Source organism: Dyadobacter luteus, assembly GCF_003383615.1.
In the GTDB taxonomy this organism is placed as follows: domain Bacteria; phylum Bacteroidota; class Bacteroidia; order Cytophagales; family Spirosomataceae; genus Dyadobacter; species Dyadobacter luteus.
The window spans coordinates 1-21,419 of sequence record NZ_QNUL01000021.1 but is presented as its reverse complement, the minus strand read 5'-3'; the positions used below and the strand labels follow the sequence as shown (position 1 = coordinate 21,419).

Annotated in this window: 17 protein-coding genes and 1 tRNA gene; 8 read left to right on the top strand and 10 right to left on the bottom strand. The window is 43.8% G+C overall.

Features of this window, described 5'->3' with window-relative positions; translation table 11 throughout:
* Positions 1-18: 18 nt before the first annotated feature.
* A complete protein-coding gene (locus DSL64_RS21005; protein WP_115832903.1) occupies positions 19-1,293 on the bottom strand; it encodes a Gfo/Idh/MocA family oxidoreductase in 1,275 nt (424 codons plus the stop codon).
* 419 nt (positions 1,294-1,712) lie between these two features.
* Here DSL64_RS21005 and DSL64_RS21000 point away from each other — a divergent pair, with 419 nt between their 5' ends.
* Positions 1,713-4,766, top strand: a complete 3,054-nt coding sequence (locus tag DSL64_RS21000) for a SusC/RagA family TonB-linked outer membrane protein (protein ID WP_115832902.1) — start codon at positions 1,713-1,715, stop codon at positions 4,764-4,766.
* 39 nt (positions 4,767-4,805) lie between these two features.
* Positions 4,806-6,386 (top strand): RagB/SusD family nutrient uptake outer membrane protein, encoded by a 1,581-nt coding sequence (locus DSL64_RS20995; RefSeq protein WP_115832901.1) that lies wholly within the window; start codon positions 4,806-4,808, stop codon positions 6,384-6,386.
* 57 nt (positions 6,387-6,443) lie between these two features.
* Here the strand turns inward: DSL64_RS20995 and DSL64_RS20990 are convergent, their stop codons facing one another.
* Positions 6,444-8,003 (bottom strand): acyl-CoA carboxylase subunit beta, encoded by a 1,560-nt coding sequence (locus tag DSL64_RS20990; RefSeq protein WP_115832900.1) that lies wholly within the window; start codon positions 8,001-8,003, stop codon positions 6,444-6,446.
* An 88-nt stretch (positions 8,004-8,091) separates the two neighbouring features.
* Between DSL64_RS20990 and porQ the strand changes: the two genes are divergently transcribed.
* Positions 8,092-9,183, top strand: coding sequence for a type IX secretion system protein PorQ (gene porQ, locus DSL64_RS20985; protein ID WP_115832899.1), 1,092 nt, complete (start codon positions 8,092-8,094; stop codon positions 9,181-9,183).
* Complete coding sequence (locus tag DSL64_RS20980; RefSeq protein ID WP_310587862.1) at positions 9,180-9,986, top strand: MOSC domain-containing protein; 807 nt, start codon at positions 9,180-9,182, stop codon at positions 9,984-9,986. Before porQ ends, DSL64_RS20980 begins: the two co-directional genes overlap by 4 nt.
* Positions 9,987-10,035: 49 nt before the next feature.
* Here the strand turns inward: DSL64_RS20980 and lpxA are convergent, their stop codons facing one another.
* The 4 genes from lpxA to DSL64_RS20960 form a co-directional block, all read right to left on the bottom strand.
* Positions 10,036-10,842: an acyl-ACP--UDP-N-acetylglucosamine O-acyltransferase gene (lpxA, locus tag DSL64_RS20975; RefSeq protein ID WP_115832898.1), complete on the bottom strand. Its 807-nt coding sequence runs from the start codon at positions 10,840-10,842 to the stop codon at positions 10,036-10,038.
* On the bottom strand, positions 10,839-12,230 hold the full coding sequence (locus tag DSL64_RS20970) for a bifunctional UDP-3-O-[3-hydroxymyristoyl] N-acetylglucosamine deacetylase/3-hydroxyacyl-ACP dehydratase (protein ID WP_115832897.1): 1,392 nt from the start codon (positions 12,228-12,230) through the stop codon (positions 10,839-10,841). The genes lpxA and DSL64_RS20970 overlap by 4 nt, the downstream gene beginning before the upstream one ends.
* Positions 12,231-12,311: 81 nt before the next feature.
* Positions 12,312-13,361: a UDP-3-O-(3-hydroxymyristoyl)glucosamine N-acyltransferase gene (gene lpxD / locus DSL64_RS20965; RefSeq protein ID WP_115832896.1), complete on the bottom strand. Its 1,050-nt coding sequence runs from the start codon at positions 13,359-13,361 to the stop codon at positions 12,312-12,314.
* A 94-nt stretch (positions 13,362-13,455) separates the two neighbouring features.
* Complete coding sequence (locus DSL64_RS20960; RefSeq protein ID WP_115832895.1) at positions 13,456-14,688, bottom strand: HD domain-containing protein; 1,233 nt, start codon at positions 14,686-14,688, stop codon at positions 13,456-13,458.
* Positions 14,689-14,902: 214 nt separating this feature from the next.
* Between DSL64_RS20960 and DSL64_RS20955 the strand changes: the two genes are divergently transcribed.
* The 3 genes from DSL64_RS20955 (at position 14,903) to DSL64_RS20950 (ending at position 15,923) form a co-directional block, all read left to right on the top strand.
* A tRNA-Ile gene (locus DSL64_RS20955) sits at positions 14,903-14,976 on the top strand.
* A gap of 258 nt (positions 14,977-15,234) precedes the next feature.
* Positions 15,235-15,423 carry a hypothetical protein gene (locus DSL64_RS28845; protein WP_147300394.1) on the top strand — a complete coding sequence of 63 codons (189 nt, stop codon included), beginning with the start codon at positions 15,235-15,237 and terminating at the stop codon, positions 15,421-15,423.
* Between the two features lie 293 nt (positions 15,424-15,716).
* Complete coding sequence (locus DSL64_RS20950; RefSeq protein WP_115832894.1) at positions 15,717-15,923, top strand: hypothetical protein; 207 nt, start codon at positions 15,717-15,719, stop codon at positions 15,921-15,923.
* A 62-nt stretch (positions 15,924-15,985) separates the two neighbouring features.
* Here the strand turns inward: DSL64_RS20950 and DSL64_RS20945 are convergent, their stop codons facing one another.
* The 4 genes from DSL64_RS20945 to DSL64_RS20930 all read right to left on the bottom strand — a co-directional run bounded on the left by DSL64_RS20945 (position 15,986) and on the right by DSL64_RS20930 (position 20,197).
* On the bottom strand, positions 15,986-17,158 hold the full coding sequence (locus DSL64_RS20945; protein WP_115832893.1) for a glutathionylspermidine synthase family protein: 1,173 nt from the start codon (positions 17,156-17,158) through the stop codon (positions 15,986-15,988).
* A gap of 62 nt (positions 17,159-17,220) precedes the next feature.
* Positions 17,221-17,835, bottom strand: coding sequence for a Cj0371 family chemotaxis-regulating polar lipoprotein (locus tag DSL64_RS20940; protein WP_115832892.1), 615 nt, complete (start codon positions 17,833-17,835; stop codon positions 17,221-17,223).
* 202 nt (positions 17,836-18,037) lie between these two features.
* Positions 18,038-19,324 (bottom strand): aminotransferase class V-fold PLP-dependent enzyme, encoded by a 1,287-nt coding sequence (locus tag DSL64_RS20935; protein WP_115832891.1) that lies wholly within the window; start codon positions 19,322-19,324, stop codon positions 18,038-18,040.
* A gap of 84 nt (positions 19,325-19,408) precedes the next feature.
* Entirely contained in the window at positions 19,409-20,197 is a 789-nt protein-coding gene (locus DSL64_RS20930) for a M23 family metallopeptidase (RefSeq protein ID WP_310587861.1), read from the bottom strand.
* A gap of 129 nt (positions 20,198-20,326) precedes the next feature.
* On the opposite strand from DSL64_RS20930, the gene DSL64_RS20925 reads away from it, so the two are divergent.
* Complete coding sequence (locus DSL64_RS20925) at positions 20,327-21,298, top strand: aldo/keto reductase (protein WP_115832890.1); 972 nt, start codon at positions 20,327-20,329, stop codon at positions 21,296-21,298.
* Positions 21,299-21,419: the final 121 nt, after the last annotated feature.

The window sequence follows — 21,419 nt, the reverse complement described above, 5'->3', positions numbered from 1 at the left end:
CAATTAAGAAAAACAGTATTACATGGTCCACGGACCTCTCATAGGCTGATCAATGAGACGGTTGGCACCTTCATCATCAATGAATTCCTGCTTATCCGGATCAAATTTCAGAGATCGTCCCAAACGCAATGCGATCAATCCCATATTTACAATTGTACAGGACCGGTGACCGTTTTCTTCATTAAGCGCAAATTTCTTTCTGTTTTTCACTGCATCTACAAAATCAGTCACTTGTGGTTCAGGATCGGGGAAGGCTGCCAGCTTCTTTTGAAGATCAGGAATGTCGGATTGGAAATTCGGGTACAGTTTTCCTTTCGGCCCTTCTATGTAAGCCACTTTATCATCTTTTGCTTCTCCGTCCAGTACAATCTGACATCCATCTGCATAGGTGTAGGTAATTCGTCTCCATGTACCTACCGCTTCGGTATGTTGTTGAGGGGCATCTATTTCTACGCTTACCGGACTGGTATCGTCTTTACCGAGAAAATATTGAATAGGATCAATGTAATGCTGGCCCATGTCTCCCAGTCCGCCCCCGTCGTAATCCCAGTAACCACGGAAGGTCTGATGCACGCGATGAGCACTGTACGGCTTATACGGGGCAGGCCCCAGCCACATGTCATAGTCAAGCTCAGCAGGTACTTGCTGCGGCTCATTATTGGTTTTTCCAACCCAGTAAAACTTCCAGTCGAAACCAGTATGACGACTCACCGTTACTTTAAGCGGCCAGCCCAGTAATCCACTCTGAACAAGCTTTTTAATAGGTTTTACCGTCGTTTTCATTCCGTAGAAATTATCTTCAAACCTGAACCACGTATTCAGCCTGAAAACTCTTCCGTGCTGTTGCACAGCCTCTACCAATCGCTTTCCTTCCCCGATTGTACGTGTCATCGGTTTCTCACACCATACGTCCTTACCAGCTCTTGCAGCATCAGCAGCAATGATCCCGTGCCAATGCGGCGGCGTTGCTACGTGTACAATATCCACCTCCGGTAGTTGTATCAATTCGCGGTAATCAGAAAAAGTTTTAACTCCCTTTTCAACCATACCTACTGCTGTCTGCAGATGTTTTTTATCCACATCACAAAGTGCAACCACCTTTGTCCCTGCATACGGAATATGTCCCCGCCCCATGGAACCTACGCCTACGATTGCTTTGGTGAGCGTATCACTGGGAGGCAAAAATCCTTTTCCTAAAACATGACGTGGAACAATTGAAACTGTGGCGATTGCCGCAAGAGACCCCTTGATAAAGTTCCTCCTTGACGGAGAAGTACTTTCCTTTTCTTTCATCGGTTAACGGTATAACGGGAAATTAAAAAAATTTAAAAAGTAGGCCTGAAATTAGGACAATATTTAGAATCATACAAAGTTGATATTGGATTTCTCCATTTTATTTGATCATCCTAGATCAAATAAGCATGAATCGATCCTACGCGTCTGTCCACATTCTGTAAAATCATAAAATTACAGGCTTTTATTAGCTTAAATACTCCAAACTCCTACTATCCTACTACAAATCTTCCTGTTACCAAAGTGTTATTTTTTTCAAACGTTTGCGCCGGAATTGCAAACGTTTGCGTGCAAACAGGCCGGTTTTCTGTATTTTATTTTAAAAATACAATAAGTAAAATTGTGATTTCAATTGGACACTTTAAAGAAATAATTAAATATTTTCCACCAGTTACATCGCCAAATTTATCCCGATTTCTATGAACAAAACCATTACCTCTCTCAGCGTACTGGCCTGTTGCATGATTCAGCTTACTGCACCCAATTTATGGGCAGCTGTAAAACCTGAATTCAATATGGCGGCTATGCTGCCTTCGCAGGACGTCACCGTAAAAGGAAAGGTTACGTCTGCTACCAAAGAGGCGCTGCCTGGTGTTACTATACTTGTAGAGGGTACTTCCGCGGGTACTACTACGGATATAGATGGTAATTTCAGCATCAATGCTCCGTCCGAGGGCGTCATCATATTCAGCTATGTCGGTTATATCTCTCAAAAGGTACCGGTTCAAAACCGCGCAACAATCGATGTGGTACTGGAATCGGATACAAAGACACTGGGAGAAATAGTTGTAGTGGGATACGGAACATCTTCCCGCAAGAACCTTACATCTTCCATCTCCACCCTGAAACCGGAAGATCTTAACCGTGGAGCGATCAGCGATGTAGGTCAGTTGCTACAGGGTAAGGTTCCGGGATTGAACATCACCAGAAGTGGTGATCCTAACCGCTCCGCAGCCATTATCATGCGTGGTGCATCGACACTCAGAGAAGGAGCTCAATCTCCTCTTTTTGTAATTGACGGGGTTCCCGGTGCGGATATCTCTGTGATTGCGCCTGACGATATCGTATCCATGGACGTACTCAAAGATGCTGCAGCCACGGCGATTTATGGAAACCGGGCCGCCAATGGGGTGATCATGGTTACTACAAAACGGCCCGTAAAAGGACAACTGCAACTGAGCTATAGCGGCTATGTGTCGGTAGACAAAGTATCCAACCAGTATGACATGATGGATGCGAATCAGCTGCGTTCTTATCTGACGAAGAACGGCCAGGCTCTTGCTCCGGACGACGACCTGGGCGCCAATACCAACTGGCAGGATGCAGTACAGCGCCAGAGTGCTCTCTCCCACAACCATAATATCTCCCTGGGAGGAGGAACAGAACAAACACTTTACAGTGCAAGTCTTAACTATTTCGATCAGCAGGGGATATTAAAAACCAGTGCTTTGAACCGTGTGATCGCGCGTTTATCTGTAGAACAAAAAGCGTTTAAAGATAATCTGAAACTGGGCTTGTCGGTAACGAACTCTGTAAGCAATGCGGATCTGGTTCCCTACCGCAACACTGTTCTTTCTCAAATGCTGACCTACCTGCCGACTGTGCCTGTGAGAAATGCAGATGGTTCGTTCTATGATAACCTCACACGCACAGGATATTACAATCCGGTTTCGATGATGGAAAACGGAAAAGAAAATTCGAAGTACAAAAACCTGTTGGGAACATTTTCTGCACAGCTCAAATTACCCTTCGGCTTTACGTATGATGTAAATATGTCGTACCAGAACTATCAGTCCAATTTCGGAGCTTACTACAACAGCTACTACACCAGATACTACAATTCTGTTCGCAGCACACCTGATCCTCCTGCTAACCCTGGTAATATCAACCTGACAGGACAAAACGGTGTTGCTTCGCGTAACTCATACCAGAACACAGCCAAAATCCTGGAAACTTATGTAAGCTGGAACAGAACATTCGGAAACCATACTCTCGGAGCAGTATTAGGTTATTCATGGCAGGAAAATATCAACGGAGACGGCTTCCAGGCAACAAGTACCAACTTCCCTGTTGATAACGTGAGCTACTATAACCTGGGACTGGGAAATCCGTATGCGGTTCCTTCATTCCGCGTAGATTATGGTGGAGATAACTATCAACAAACCAGACTAATATCTGACTTCGCAAGGGTAAACTATAATTACAACGACAAATACCTGCTTCAGGCATCGGTTCGTCGCGACGGATCGTCTGTGTTCGGTATCAATGAACAATGGGGCTACTTCCCTTCTGTAGGGGGTGCATGGCGTATCAATCAGGAGAACTTTATGAAAAGCCAGAATCTTTTCAATGATTTGAAACTACGTGTGAGCTACGGGGTTACAGGTAACTCGGCAGGATTCAGCCCTTATACAACCAAACTCATTTACGGAAGTGTAGGTACATTTTATTACCAGGGCTCTCAGATTTCCGCCATTGGAGCATTACAAAACGAAAATCCGGATCTGAAATGGGAAAAGACTGCGACTTCCAACATCGGTCTTGACTTCTCTATCCTGAAAGGCAAAGTAAGTGGTAGCGTGGAGCTTTACAACAAAAAGACAACGGACCTGATCTGGAATTACCCTGTAAGTACTGTGCTTTATCCAAACGGAACGCTGACAGCCAACGTGGGTGAAATGAGTAACAAAGGAGTTGAAGTATCCCTGAATATCACTCCGGTTCAAACTGCCGACTTTACCTGGTCGACCAACATCAACCTGGCACATAACAAAAACAAAATTGTGAGCCTTTCCAGTCCAACACTCAAATCAGATTCGGTACTGATTGTACAACCTGATGGCGGCGGACAAACTGGCGAAACGGTTCAGGTGATTCTGCAGGGTTCTCCGATCGGCCAGTTTTATACCTACGAATATGCGGGTAAGAATGCTGACGGTGTATCTCAATACTACAATTCAAATGGTGAAGCCACTACCAACGTACAGGTGAAGAAAGACTACAAACTGGTAGGCAATGCACAACCTAAGGCATTGATAGGTTGGTCTAATAACTTCCGTTACCGCAATCTGGACCTGAATGTATTCTTCCGTTCTTCTTTGGGAGGCAAAATATTCAACGTAACCCGTGCCGATCTTTACAGACCATCAACTGCAAGGTTGAACAACATCCCTGTTGAAGTGGAAAATGAATCCGTGAACGATTACAACTCCTATCGTTATTCCTCACGTTTCATCGAGAACGGGAATTATGTAAGACTCGACAATGCAACACTCGGTTATAATTTCCGGAAAATCTCACCTGCTATAAAAAACCTGCGTCTTTACGTAGCGGTGAACAACCTTTTTGTCATTACCAAATACAGCGGTATAGATCCTGAAATCAACCAGGGAGGACTTGCTCCGGGTGTGGATGCGCGTAACTTTTATCCTAAAACACGGTCGTTCATGTTTGGTATAAACGCATCATTCTAAGGTAGGAAAATACAATCAGCTCAAATCAAGATATTCAAAATGAAAAATATAAAGCGTATATGTTTAGTGCTGGGTATGGGAACCTGGCTGTCTTCCTGCCACGATCTGGAAGTACCGGTTCTCACCCAGCTCACCCCGGAAATATTTCCGCAAACGGCTCAGCAGTTTATTCAGGCGGCGGGCCCTACTTACAATGCGTTCCGTCAGGGTTATGCAGTAGAATATTTCTTCCTGCAGTCAATCAGTACCGATGAGTCCATCATGCCTGCGCGTGGAGGTAACTGGTACGACAACGGCCGTTACGAACAACACCACAAACACAGCTGGAATGCAGACAACGCCCACGTAAACGGAACATGGAACTGGCTTACCTCTACTATCAGCACAGCCAATCAGAATATATTCCTGATCAGCAAAGGCGCCGACAGTCCTGCCAAGGCAACCAGTCTTGCGGAGTTACGTGTACAGCGCGCGATTTGTATGTTTTTCATGATGGATTTGTGGGGAAATATTCCTTTGAATACAACCTTCGGAGATACAACTGCTGCGACATTGAAGCCACGGGCGGAGGCTTTCGCTTTTATTGAAAAGGAAGTGAAAGAGTCTATTCCAAATCTGGATGCAACAATCGGTTCTCCTACTTACGGTCGTCCGAATCTGTATACTGCTCATGCTTTGCTGGCCAAAATGTATCTGAATGCTGAAGTGTACACCGGAACGCCACGCTGGAATGATGCTATTGCGGCATGTGATCAGATCATTAGCTCTGGTAAATACGCTTTGGAAAGCGACTATCTAAAAATGTTCTTTATTAATAACGGACCACAGATCAAGGAGTTTATTTTCGCTATTCCTTACGATGCTTCTACGCCTAACGGCTGGCAGCTGTATGCACGTTATTCTCTGCCGAGATCCTTGCGAGCCAAATACAGTCTCAACCATACGCCAAGTGCTCCTATGAGTACGCTGCCTGAGTATTACGCGCATTTCAATGACCCTAACGACGTCAGAAACAAGCAATGGCTGACAGGAAAACAATATTTACACAATGGTAGTCCGGTGATTGTAAAAACGACCAAACAAGGTTATGATGAAGATTACGACGGCGCTGACAAAGGGGCTTCTATCGATTACCACGTTGAGCTGACTCCACAGGTAATCATTAAAAAACCAGCGAGCTTTGACACCGGAAATGATGAAAAGTCATGGAACATGGGCTACCGCAACAACAAGTTTTATCCTGACAGCACTTCGGCAACACGTAACCAGAACAACGACGTACCGGTATTCCGCTATGCCGATGTCCTGCTTATGAAAGCAGAAGCTATTTTGAGAGGAGGAACTGCTACCAATGGACAAACGGCATTATCCTTGTCCAACGAATTACGTACGATTCGTAAAGCTGCTACCTGGACAACTGTGACGTTAGAAAACATTTACAGCGAACGTTGCCGGGAGCTGGCCTGGGAAACATGGCACCGCAACGACATGATCCGTTTCGGCAAATTCGAAGGTAAATGGGGAGTAAAAACCGATACTGATGTGCGCAAAAGGATATTCCCGATACCAACCAATGCGATTCAACTGAATCCTCAATTGAAACAAAATCCGGGTTATTGAGCGATTAGCATAAAATAGAAAAGCACGGCTCGTTTTAATCGAAGCCGTGCTTTTTACTTACAAAGGAATATTTCCATGCTTTTTCCTGGGAAGTGTAGCCACCTTATTTTCCAGCATTTCAAATGCACGAATGAGTTTGGCTCTGGTCTGCTCAGGATAAATGACTTCGTCAATATATCCCCGATGTGCTGCACGGAATGGATTAGCAAATTTACGGGTGTACTCATCTACTTTTTCACGCAACTTTTCTGCCGGATCTTCAGCTTCAGCTATTTCTTTTTTGAAAATGATCTCAGCCGCCCCACTTGCTCCCATTACAGCAATTTCTGCTGTAGGCCAGGCAAAATTCATATCAGCTCCGATGTGTTTGGAGTTCATCACATCATAAGCGCCCCCATATGCCTTTCGGGTAATGACGGTAATCCTCGGAACTGTTGCTTCACAAAAAGCATACAGAAGTTTGGCGCCATTACTGATAATCCCATTCCATTCCTGATCCGTTCCTGGTAAAAAGCCCGGCACATCTTCCAGTACCAGCAATGGTATATTAAAACAATCGCAGAACCTGACAAAACGCGCCGCTTTCTGGCTGGCATTGATATCCAGCACTCCTGCAAGCACAGCAGGTTGATTGGCCACAACGCCAATACTTCTGCCCGCAATACGCGCAAACCCAACTACTATGTTTTCTGCAAAATTAGCATGAACTTCAAAAAAGCTCTCCACATCCGTGATTTCCGAAATGACCTGCCTCATATCATAAGGCTGGTTGGGATTTTCAGGGATCAGATTGGTAAGAGCAGGACGGTTTTCATCAGCAGGGAGATATGTGGTGCGGGGTGGCTCCTCTTCACAGTTTTGCGGAACGTAACTCAGTAATTTTTTAAGCGCCAGAATACATTCCACCTCATTGGCAGAAACAAAATGCGTAACTCCCGACTTCACAGCGTGTGTCATCGCTCCACCCAGTTCCTCAGAGGTTACATCTTCGTGAGTTACTGTTTTTACCACATTTGGTCCCGTTACAAACATATAACTCGTATTCTCAACCATCAGTATAAAATCAGTGATCGCGGGAGAATATACTGCACCTCCTGCACAGGGGCCCATGATAGCCGAAATCTGAGGAATCACGCCGGAAGCCAACGTATTTTTATAAAATATATCAGCATAACCTGCCAGCGAAAGCACTCCTTCCTGTATGCGGGCTCCGCCAGAATCATTCAATCCGATCACGGGTGCCCCATTCTTCATAGCCAGATCCATAATCCGGATAATTTTTTCGGCATGGGTTTCTGAGAGCGATCCGCCAAAAACGGTAAAATCCTGTGCGAAAACGTACGTCAGTCTCCCGTTTATTTTTCCATATCCGGTTACCACACCATCACCCAGATAATGCTCTTTATCCAGACCAAAATCCTTACTCCTATGCATTACAAATCTGCCGATTTCTTCAAAGGAACCTTTATCAAGCAAAATTTCCAGACGTTCACGAGCAGTGAGTTTACCCTTAGTATGCTGCGCCTCAATCCGCTTTGCTCCTCCTCCCAATGCAGCTTCTGCATTTTTTTTGTCCAATATCTCCTTTTTTGAAAATGCAGCTGATTCCGGTTCCATCTATTACGTACGATATGGTTACTTTTGCTTTTGAACTGGTTATAAATATAGTGTCATTTTTACTGAATCAGGAAATAATTGCATTCTAATGAGCCGACTCTCTCTGCGTTTAGTCATTTTGATTTTGATCCTTCCCGGAATCAATAGCATCATGATGGCTCAGCCTGCCGGCGGCAGAACACGCATGGACTTCCTGCAATTACCTTCCCAAGCAAAAAATACTGCTTTGGGTACTCACCATTTCACTTTTTCAGGTCACGATCCTGCATTGCTATTCCAGAGTCCTGTTCAGGCAGATTCCAATATATCCGACAATGTATCTGTGAATCTGATGCCCTATTTTGCTGATACGCGCTTTGTCAATCTGGCTTATGGAAAAACGCTGAAAAAGACCGGCGGAACATGGGCTACAGGTATTCAATACCTCAACTATGGCACGATGAAAGAGACCGATGATGCCGGCAATGTGATGGGCGAGTTCAGGGCAGCAGATTACAGTATAGCGGCGGGTTATCATCATTACATTGGCCCTTTTGCTGTCGGAGCCACCGCCAAATTCGTAGCTTCCTCCATTGAATCCTACACAACCTGGGGAGTGGCGATGGATTGGGGAGCCACTTTCCGACATCCCGAAAAAGATATTGTCATTGGTATTCTGGCCAAAAATATAGGGTTTTTAAAACAGAACTATTATTCAGGAACGGATCTTTCATTACCTCTGGATCTGAGATTAGGCATTAGCTTTAAACCTCTGTACATGCCCATACGGTTTTCTGCTACCATTCATCATCTGAACAAATTTGACATGGTATATAACGATCCGCGTTTGTTTTATTCTTATGATCAGAATGGTATGAAAGTTGCCCGTAAAGTCGGACTGACAGAAAAAATGGCGCGTCATCTTTCATTGGGTTCTGAAATATTGCTGCATCGCCGTATCCGGATATTACTTGGTTATGACCACCTCAGGAGGCAGGAACTTCGTCTGACCGACCGCGGCGCGCTCGCTGGTTTCTCCTATGGTGCCTGGCTTGGGCTTGGTAAGTTTGAAATCAGCTATGGACGGGCTCAATTTGTACCGGGTTTTGGCAGCAATTCTTTATCTATTGTGATGAATCTGAAAAACGGTTTTAAGAGCGAAAAAAGTTACGATACATCTTCAAACAACAAAACAAAATGATCACTTTATCTGAAATATGGATATACCCGGTAAAGTCTCTGGCCGGCATCAGGCTTAGTGAAGCAGAAGTCCAGTCGCGGGGATTACGGTTCGACAGGCGTTGGATGATCGTGGATGAAGAAGGCGTATTTCTTACGCAGCGTACTTTTTCAAAAATGGCGCTGATTGATGTAACTCTGGAAAGCAATACCATCAGATTACACTCAAGAACTGACAAGAGTTTTATCGACATTCCTCTTCAGCCGGAACATCCACTGGAAATTTCAGTGAAGGTTTGGGATGATGTAGTTCCTGCGCTTACGGTAAGCAAAACAGCGGATGAATGGCTTAGTAAACAACTTGAAAAACAAGTTACACTCGTGGTTATGCCGGATTCAACTAAGCGGAAGGCCGATCCGAAATATGCTAAAAATGATGAAAATGTAAGTTTTGCAGATGGGTTCCCCTACCTGATCATTTCTCAGGCAGCACTGGATAACTTGAACAGAAAAATAGATAGCGACCTTGAAATGAAACGTTTCAGACCCAATTTTGTAATCAGTGGCACAGAGCCCCATGCTGAAGACAACTGGTCTTTGTTACAAATCGGAGATATAGAATTTGAAATAGTGAAGCCTTGCGCCCGCTGTGTACTCACAACAATTGATCCGGAAACCGGCATTAAGGGAGCGGAGCCGCTGAAAACACTGGCTGGTTACCGCCGAGTGAACAACAAGATCATGTTTGGGCAAAATGCCGTCGCCAAACAAAACGGACTGATCAGACAGGACGCTTTGGTATCTGTTTTAAAAACCTCGGAATAAAAAAATAACCCGTCTTTCGAACGGGTTATACAATCATATTTGCCGGGAATTATAACTCCGGCTCTCCTCCTCCATTAGACTGGAACGGACTTTTCATAATACCCCTCTCCGAATTGCGGATAAAGTTTACGATTTCGTCGCGCTCATCAGATGGCGGAGATTCAAGTTCTACTTTTTCAAGTGCTACTGCATTGTTAAATCCACGCATATATATCTGACGATAAATATTCTGAATTTCAACGATTTTCTCGTTGCTGAATCCTCTTCTTCTCAGCCCCACACTATTGATACCCGCATAGGATATCGGCTCTCTTGCTGCCTTGGTAAAAGGCGGAACATCTTTTCTTACCAGGGATGCACCTGAAATGAAAGAGTGAGATCCGATTTTAACAAACTGGTGTACAGCACTTAATGCACTGATGATTGCCCAGTCGCCCACATGCACGTGGCCAGCCATTTGTACATTGTTTCCAATGATACAGCTATTTCCTACGCGGCAGTCGTGTGCAACGTGTGCATAAGCCATAATGAGGCAATCCGAGCCAATTACGGTTTTCCAGTGTTCTTCTGTACCCCTGCTTATAGTTGCGTATTCTCTGATCGTGGTATTATCTCCGACAATAGTGAGTGTATATTCATTATTGTATTTCAGATCCTGAGGTGTGGCAGAAACCACAGCTCCAGGGTAAATACGGCAATTTTTCCCAATACGGGCACCAGCATTAATTACTGCATGCGATCCGATCCAGGTACCTTCACCAATCTCTACATCATGGTGAATCATTGCAAAAGGTTCAACTTCTACACCCTGAGCCAGCTTGGCATCAGGATGGATATATGCTAATGATTGTGTCATTTTTTCTTTACGAGGCTTGCGATCATATCGGCTTCACATACAAGTTGTCCGGCAACATAACCCCGGCCACTCATTTTTACAATACCTCTCTTCATTGGTGAGGTGAATTCGCACTTAAATATCACGGTGTCTCCCGGGAATACATTCCTACGGAAACGGCATGCATCAATCCCTATCAAATAAGGCCAGTAGTTATCAGGATCCGGCACACTTGTCAGTACAAGGATACCGCCCGTCTGTGCCATCGCTTCCAGCTGCAATACGCCAGGCATCACAGGATTTCCAGGGAAGTGACCAACGAAATACTCTTCATTGATTGTCACATTTTTCACACCCACCACACTATTCTCATCAAGAGCGATAATTTTATCGATCATCTGAAAAGGATATCTGTGTGCCAGAAGTTCACCGATCTGATTGATATCAAAAACAGGAGCTTTGTTAGGATCGTACTGAGGTATGTTTCCTTTTCCCGATTTGATGAGTTTTTTAATCTTCTTAGCTAGCGCTACGTTAGCTGCGTGACCCGGACGTGCAGCAAGTATCTGCGCCTTAATCGGACGACCAATTAATGCAAGATCCCCTATAAGATCCAGCAATTTGTGACGAGCCATCTCATTCGGATAATGCAGTTCTACATTATTCAGAATACCATTGGATTTGTCAACACTTACTTTTGGCTTGTTCAGTAGCTGCGACAGATGATCCAGCTCTCCGTCCTTCACCTCACGATCTACGATAACAATCGCATTCGTAACATCTCCGCCTTTAATCAGATTTTGCTTATACAAAGCTTCCAGCTCATGCAGGAATACGAATGTACGGCAGGAAGCGATATCATCTTTAAATAAGGTAATATCATTCAAAGAGGCATGTTGACTGCTGATCACCGTCGAATTGTAATCGACCATGACCGTAAGCCTGTAATCCGAAAGCGGCAAAGCAACCATTTCTGTACTTGTATCCGGATTTTTATAATGCACATATTCCGGAACTTCAAAATAGTTACGGTAGGCATTTTGTTCTTCGGTACCGGCATCAATCAGTGCATCCACAAATTTGATAGAGCTACCGTCCATGATAGGAGGTTCAGGACCATCCAACTGGATTAAAACGTTATCGATCTGAAGACCTACAAGTGCAGCCAGCGTATGCTCCACAGTGTGCACACGTGCGCCGTTTTGTTCTATGGTAGTACCTCTCGACAAATCTACAACGTTGTCTACGTCAGCATCCACAATGGGTTGACCTGGTAAGTCTACACGCTGAAACTTATAGCCGTGGTTCGCAGGTGCAGGTACAAAAGTCATCGTAGCTACGACACCGGTGTGTAAACCTACTCCGGTAACGGATACTGATTTAGCAATGGTTTGTTGTTTTTCGTTCATTATATATGCTCCTTATCTGCTTAAAGGCGACGGGGATTGCGCTTACAAAAGTATTGTCAGTTGATTTTATTTAAAATTGTATTAATCTCTCTGTTGAATTATTCCGACTTCCTGGCGTTGTTCCAGCTCGCTGAGACGCTTATCTATTTCAGGCAACCTTTTAACAAAAGCCATTGACCGTAAATGCTCATTCAGTTCTTTGGCGGGCGATCCTGAAAATGACAATCCCTCCTTCTTGATAGACTTGGAAAGACCTGACTGAGCCCCAACCTTCGTTTTATTTGCAACCGAAATGTGCCCTACTATGCCAACCTGACCTGCTATTACGCAGTTGTCTCCAATGCGTGTAGAGCCAGATACCCCGGCTTGTGCAGCAATAACAGTATTTTTACCGATTTCAACGTTATGTGCAATCTGAACCAGGTTATCTATTTTAGCACCGTTCCTGATGATTGTAGATCCCATGGTAGCGCAGTCGATGGTGGCATTTGCACCTATACTTACGTTATCTTCAAGTATAACGTTGCCCAATTGCGGAATTGTTTTATAGGTACCATCACTTTGCGGTGCGAAACCGAATCCGTCACTTCCTATAACCGTATTGGCAAAAACAGTACAATTTTTACCAATCACAGTATTATCATAAATCCTTACACCCGGATGAATCGTGCTATCGTCTCCGACAACAACATTATCGCCCAGATACGCATTAGGGTAAATTTTAACCCGGTCGCCTACCACACATTTTTTACCAATGTATGAGAATGCACCCAAATATACATCTTCGCCCAAAGTGCTTCCTTCACCCTGAAAACTGGGCTGCTCAACACCTCTTTTAATACTTGCCAGACGTTTGTGGTATTCCTCCAGAAGGATTGTAAAAGCCGTATAGGCATTTTCAACATAGATCAGAGTAGCAGAAAGCTCCTTTTTAGGAACAAAATCTTTATTAACAATTACTGCAGACGACTGTGTGGTATAGATATAAGGTTCATATTTATCATTGGCAAGAAACGAAATACAACCGGGCTGCCCTTCTTCAATTTTTGCAGCTGAACTGATTGTAACTTTTTCATCCCCAACAATAATTCCATCAAGCATTTGTGCAATCTCGCTGACAGTAAATTTCATATTTCTCGGCTAATTTCTGGTATTGTAGTTGGACGTATTAAAGCAACTTTGTGAAATCGAGTCATTTTACATCAGAAAAGAATTCACATCCTGACTAACCACGCAAAGATACATTTTTACCCCAACATACATAATACTTACGTACAATCTTGGTCAGGGCATCGATTGTTGGAATATCCGATGCCGCCGCAATATCCAGCAGCTTCCCATCCTTCATTTTCACCTGTATCGGATCCTGATCCTTCTCGTAGGCATAATTGGTCGTTTCGCCGGTAATGAGAAAATAAGGTAATTGGTCTTCCGACACCCCGCGATCCAGTAGTTGCTCACGTAAAGGATTCAGGACAGAATCATCGGGAGGAGTATCCAGAAAGAAAATTTTAAACAGTTTACGTTCCAGCAACATATTGCTCAACCGCGACAAAACAGGATCTGCATGTTTGGACCAGCCCTTTATCGAAGCCCATATATCATTGTCGTCCAACCCGTTAAACGCAGCCAGAAGATCGGGCTCTTTTTTAAAATCGATTAATGAGAAGCGATGCTGCAAAAACCTTTGAAAATCGGGTGTTGCAAACAATACCTCTCCTCTGTCAGAAAGTTCACGGGCGCGGTTCAACACCTGCGTAAGCATAGCCTGCGCACTCAAGAGCGTTTTATGAAGATACACCTGCCAGTACATAAGCCTGCGGGCATGAAGAAAGTTTTCAATACTCAAAAGTCCTTTCTCTTCTACCACCAAATGGTCGCCACTGAGGTCCAGCATTTTTATTAAACGGTCCGCGCCAATAGAACCTTCTATAACACCAGTATAAAAACTATCTCTTTTAAGGTAATCCATGCGATCCATATCCAGCTGACTGGATATCATCTGGTGAAAGAATTTACGCGGATAAGTACCCTCAAACATCTGAATCGCCATATCCAGCTTTCCTTTCATCTGCCGGTTCAGATCCTTCATCATAACCAGCGTAATCGATTCATGCGCAACGCCAGGCATCAGGACACTTTCCAGGACATGCGAAAATGGTCCGTGTCCAAGGTCATGCAACAAAATCGCGGCCTGAGCAGCTTCCACCTCCGGCTCCCAGATCTGATGCCCCTTTTCCTGAAGTGCCTTCAATGCCTGGCTCATCAGATGCATAGCACCCAATGCATGATGAAATCTCGTATGCAGCGCACCCGGGTACACCACATCGGCAAGTCCGAGTTGCTTGATACGCCTGAGTCTCTGAAAATAAGGATGTTCAACCAGATCGAAGAGCAGATCAGAAGAGATTGTAATAAATCCGTAGACCGGATCGTTGATGATTTTTCGTTTGTTCAAAGCTCTTTTTTTTACAAAAATAATAAACTTGCAACAGAGAAATCAGTTATTCTACTCAATATGATTTGGAGATTTAATCTGTTTTGCTAATTTTGCACTCCAAACTAGCTGATAGCTGATAGCTGATAGCTGATAGCTGATAGCTGATAGCTGATAGCTGATAGCTGATAGCTGATAGCTGATAGCTGATAGCTGATAGCTGATAGCTGATAGCGGGCCTATAGCTCATTCGGTTAGAGCAACTGACTCATAATCAGTAGGTGCCTGGTTCGATTCCAGGTGGGCCCACAACACGGTATAAAAACCGCCAATACACACTGTATTGGCGGTTTTTCTGCTTTCAAATCACTTTCAAATTGTCAAAACGTGCAAAAATCACCCTTGTACTTTCAAATTTATTACAATAAAAATCTGGCACAGAGCGACTGACTTGTAATCAGTAGGCCCTTTTAGGGAACATTTTCGGCATAAGGCGCGTCTTCAACAAATAAAAGCATTACCAATTCAAATTAAAGAATCATCTGAGATCAACTCAAATAATCCAACATGACAACAAACGAACAATTATTAGAATACATGGTCTCAATGACTAAGAAACAGGAAGAGATCAGCTTGAAACTGGATAAGGCAATCAGGGACATTGCAGACCTTCGTGCGCTGACTGATAAAACCGGTGATTTTCTTGGAGATGAGTTAGAAAGGATAGCCAATCAGATCGAAGAAAAACAGTTGTAATATCTATGATAAATATAAATAAATAGTACATACTTACTATTTATTTAGTTATTCCCAGCTAGTCCTACAATTCGATTACTATAAAAGTATTTCTACTACAACACTACTACTACTTCCCCGTTTACCAAAAAGCTGCACCCCTTATTTTTAGTTATACACCCATTCCGATTTCAGATTGACCACAAAAATATGCTCGCGTGAAAAGTTGTAAGTAGAATTGTATCATAATTCTGTGGGATACAGCTTGCTAACAGCCTGCAGATCTTCCTCACACTGAAAATCGAAGTACCGGAATGAAAACAGAGAGTATTTATTTAGATGAGATTAACCGTTTGCTTGCTGACTATCTGAAAGAGATTGAAAATTCAAATCTCAAACCCTTGTCGGCGCAAGTATATCAGGTACAATCCAAAAATTTTGTAAGGTGGATTAACGACGAATTTGTGCCTGGAGAAGTAAAGAAAAAGACACTCAAAGATCGTGCTGAAAAGAAAAAATAAGGAATTTAAAAATGCCGCATTAAGCGGCATTTTTAAATTCTTAGAAAATAATCCCACGTATCTCAGTCAATCACGTGACCCACAAACTGGGCTGTATTGTCCAGAATTTTGCCTCCTCTTCTAAAGCCCAACGCACAAGGTTCTCCTGCATAGAACACACCTGCCTGATAGGACCTTCCTGAGGCATCAACCGGAAACTCAATATATTCCTGGTAAATTTTTGCCTGATCAGCATATTCCCCATCGACTTGCTCCGCTACCTCACCTCCTCTTTCCAGGATAGACACATTCGCTCCTTCCCGTCCAAACAGCACTTTACTCACAGACTTTTTATGCGGCAGCACATAACGCTCCGTTTGCAGCAGCAATGGATGATAAGGAAACAAATCCCACAATACTTTCAGAATATATTTTGACTGAAATAGCAGCGTGTATGCAGGATTTAGGATCACAGCTTTTCGATTTTTCACAATTGTAGTGAGCGTAGAAGCTAATTCCGGTTCATCATAGCCTATATACTCCCATGGAACCAGCTTAAACCAGAAGTCAAAGCGAATGAACGTACCATTCTCAGGATCTTGCTTGAATACGCCTTCACCGTTGGAAAATTCCACTTCATCTACATAAGCAAAGTCCACATCAAAACCTGCCTCTTTCGCAGCCTCGGACAAGATCGAGACATTTGTGTCATCCTCAGGATACCCACGCATTGTGGAAAACAGAATCGAAGGTGTCAGGTCGGTATTTCCTCTTTTGATATACAGGAACTGAGCGACCAGCGATTCATATAACGTATTAAACTGGCTGGATTCATCCAGGCCATTATTTCGCAAATGCGCCCATTGCACTACAGCACTTTCCGGAATACAGGTAGCCGTGTCCGCATTAAACTCTATGAACTTTACAGGCTCACCGTTTATCCCTCCTGCCAGATCAAACCGACCATAAAGATGTGTATGTCGATCGTCCTCCCATGAAAATTTAATCAAGTCAATCAGATTCTCAGGAATGCCCATTTCTTTGAACAAATCGTGGTCGATGACGTATTGGCCTGCTTCTATCAACATGTCGTACAAATCAGCCGCAGCCTGATAATATTGATTTGCTTCGGCCTCTTTCACAACAACCACATCGCTGGTTACATAGGCAGCAGTGTCTGTACCTAACATCCAGTTCCATCCTACTTTCTGCAGGGCTTTTTCGGGTGTTTCGGCGAGAGATTTAAGATTAATCATAATATGCTATTGATTCACAATCAGATTTTGTGAATGGATTTTTAGTCTGAAAATATTTAAAATTATCCGCCGCTTCTTCCGGAAGATCTACCAAAGAATCCGCTTCTGCCGCCCGAAGGACGCGTATTAACTACTCTTGTGGAACGCGTATTATGCACTTCCTGAACAGCACTTTGTGATTTGCTGTATGCGCCCGGATTAGCATAAAATCCACGTGTATCACGGTCGCGTTCACGATAGTTATTGATGTAACCATTATTCATGTTACGTCCCAACATATAGCCCATCCCACCGTATAGTAACATACTTGATAGTCCGCTGTGATGCCCGATGCCCGAATGATTTGTTCGTATTTCGTCATCAATCAGTGCTTTGGCAGCCGTTGTACTCAGGGAGTCTGTATGTCCGTCAAGATAAGTGACGATAGCTACAGATTTCTCCGGATCCACAGTTTCTTCATCTGTAATTTTAAACTCTCCCGGTTTTACTTCTTTAATGTGTGAACGGATACCTTTCGAATAGGTTGTTTCTTCGTAACTGTAGTCTGACTCATCCTCCTGATTACCCGAGCATCCCGGCATCATAAGTCCGGAGGACAATAGTGCCAGGGCAAGTGCCCCGTTAATGCTGATATCTTTGGCCTTTTTTATAAAGGCTCCCTTCCTCAAATTTATCATAGTATTGGGTTTTGTAACGATCCGATTTTCAAATTTACTACTGACCTGATAAACAATGGCTCAGATTATTTCGGATGGCAGAATAACCGGATCAAAAATCTATTATGCAGATAAATGGTGCTAACAATATAGAAAGAACGGAACACATCAGCAACCGTACAGGTTCTCATCAATGTCCCGTTCTTCTGTCAGTTATCTGCTGTCAGGCTTTCTTTGCAATTTTTTCAAGTCCTTCCAAAAGCCTGTCCAGATCACTGAGCTTGGTATAAACGTGAGGTGTAACACGCACTGCATGAATGTTTTCCCAGTTGATACCTACTGTATGAATCTTGTATTCTTTAAACAACCTGGAATCAACCTGCTCGGGCTTCAGCCCTTCCACACTCACACCGGCAATGGCACAGGAAAACTCCGGTTTAAGAGAGGTATGTATTTTGACGCCCGGTATTTTCTGCGCCTGCTCTGCCCAGTATTTTTTAAGAAAATGTACCCTTTCCTGCTTTCTTCTATTGCCAATTCCCTCCTGAAAATTGATAGCCTCACCAATCGCCTGTTCGATACAAAAGCTCCTTGTACCCAGGGTCTCAAATTTTCGAATGTCCTTTCCCTGTGGGACGCTGTTGCATAGAAGTGGCCATATCTTTTCAATCTTATCTTTTTTAATCCACATCATACCGCTTCCCACAGGTGCACTCAGAAACTTGTGAAGACTCGTTCCGAAATAATCACATTCAAGTTCCGGTATTGTATAATCGAGCAAACCAAACGTATGCGCTCCATCCACAACCACTTCTATACCTTTAGCATGCGCCATCCTGCATATTTTGCGCACAGGCATGATTTGTCCCACCCAATTAATAATATGCGTTACATGGAGGATTTTTGTACGGGGAGTAATCGCATCTTCGAATGCCTTCACAATTTGCTCGTCATTTTCAATCGGGAATTCAAATGACAACTGCTTATACACCAAGCCGTCCCGCATTTCGCGTTGTTTCCAGGCTTGTATCATATTGGGATAATCCTGAATAGTTCCCACCACCTCGTCCCCTTTTTGCAATGGCAATCCGAAAATAATGGTATTCAGGGCTTCGGTAGCATTTCGGTTTATGGCGATTTCTTCCGCATCGCAGCCCGCCAGTTTAGCAAGCCTCTGCCGAAGCGGCTCCCGTCCTTTGTCCATCACCCGCCACATATAGTACGATGGCCCCTGGGCTGCCTGCCGGTTGTATTTATCCAGTGCTTCCTGGACTACCAGCGGAGAAGGAGATACGCCGCCATTATTCAGAATCACAATATCACTTTTGCTGGCTGTGTAGGCATCCTGAATCACTTTCCAGTACTCTTCATTGTTATCACTGGCGGGATTCCAGTATTCTTCGGCGCGGGCAAAATCCGCTGCATGCATTTGGTTAAAAAGGCTGTTAAAGCCAAAAGCACCCATACCGAGCGCAGCACTTCTTCTGAAAAAGGATCTTCGGTTGTTCATTCAACTATAGTGGAAAGGATATCAGGAATTTACGATAACTCAATATCGGCATTATCCACCATAAAACGTAATTCTTGCAGAACCTTACTCAATAATCCGGGAGTTGAGTAGCCATTGATAAGTATTCCCCGGTTCAGGATTACCGCCTTCGTCTAGACTAAGATACATCAGATGCAAATGCGTAGGCGAGCGTTTCTGGTAAGCATTATACCCCGAACGCCCCATTTCTGCAATCTTATCACCGGTATTCACCCATTGTCCTGTGGTCACATTCACCACATTATTGTGTGCATAAAAGAACAAACCATCCAGACAGGGATCATAAATCCAGATCCAGTTTCCTCCTCTTAGTTCACTGTCGTACTTCCAGCTGTTTTCAGTAGCAACTACCAGTCCGGATGTAAAAGCAAGTACATCCACTGGTTGCCATGTCCGGTCATCAAGATTATCCTGATTTTTGTCACGCACGAAAATATCCTGCGCCGGATGGCTTCCTTTCACATTCATATCAAACAGATCAAAACCATTGGGCTTATATCCCCGTCCTTTGCCGCCGATAGATTCCCGAGGGCCGTAGTTTCGAACAGGAAATGTGAAATAGGCAGAATCAATAGCCACGCACGAATCACGGTTATATAGGGTTCTCAACTTGTGTACTACAGTTCTGAAGGCGTAACCAGCAGAATCAGGAGTGATGACGCCATCACGGATATCGATCTGAATCTGACGAAAGGCGTTACAATATTCCAGAGTTTTCTCCCTGTTTCCGGTACTGCAAACCATACCTGAAACACAAAAAATCAGCAATATCCCTACTACCCCTTTCACAGTCATTTGTAATACCTTTTTTGTCCCAGATTCTGATTTAATCACTTTATATTTAAATTTTAAACGAACTGCAAACCGCCTCTCTAAAAATAATAAATTGCAACAAAAGTAATCTTATTACATTAAAAACGTGCCCAAAACGTCTTTGGTCACCATCACTAAAACATTAGGAAAATGCAATATCGTCGTTTTGGACGTTCGGAATGGAACGTAAGTGAAATCGGGTACGGAATGTGGGGTTTGGCCGGCTGGACTGGCTCAGACCGGAAAGAAACCGATGACTCTCTTGATCTGGCTGTCGAATCGGGTGTAAATTTCTTCGATACGGCATGGGGTTATGCTGAAGGATTGAGCGAAAGAATTCTTGGAGAACTTATTAAACGGAATCCCGACAAGAAGCTATATGCTGCGACCAAGATCCCCCCTAAAAACAGAATATGGCCTTCGCGTCCGGAATTTACACTGAACGAAGTATTTCCTGCAGACTATATTATTGAATATGCCGAAAAAAGCTTACAGAACCTTGGAACAGAAAAAATAGATCTACTCCAATTTCATGTGTGGGAAGATAGCTGGGCGCAGCAGGACGAGTGGAAAGAGGCGGTACAAAAACTGACAAAAGAAGGCAAGGTAGAACGCTGGGGAATCAGCGTGAATCGCTGGGAACCGGACAATGCACTTGAAACCATCAAAACCGGATTGATTGATAGTGTACAGGTAATCTACAATATTTTCGACCAGGCTCCGGAAGATAACCTTTTTCCCCTTTGCAAAGAATTGGATGTTGCTGTAATCGCACGCGTGCCGTTTGACGAAGGAACACTAACCGGCCTGCTTACCAAGGAAACAACTTTCCCGGAAGGAGACTGGCGCAAAACTTATTTTGTACCGGAAAACCTGAATTCCAGTGTAGATCATGCAGAGGCCTTACGCAAGGATATTCCTGAAGGGATGACCATGCCTGAACTTGCTCTAAGGTTTATCCTGAATAATCCTGACGTACATACAACCATTCCGGGTATGCGTAAATTGCCGCACGTAAGATCCAATGTGGCTGCAAGTGACGGTGTAAGACTTACCAACGAAGTAGCTGAAAACATGAAAAACCATCGCTGGGATCGTAAACCCACGGAATGGTCGCAGTAGATTCTGATAGTTGACATCACTTCGACAAGCCTTTAGATTAGCTAAAAAAAGAGAAAGAGTAATTGGGGTAAATTTTCGTAAGTTAATTTGTCCTAAGTGGGAAACAGGAGCAACCTATTCG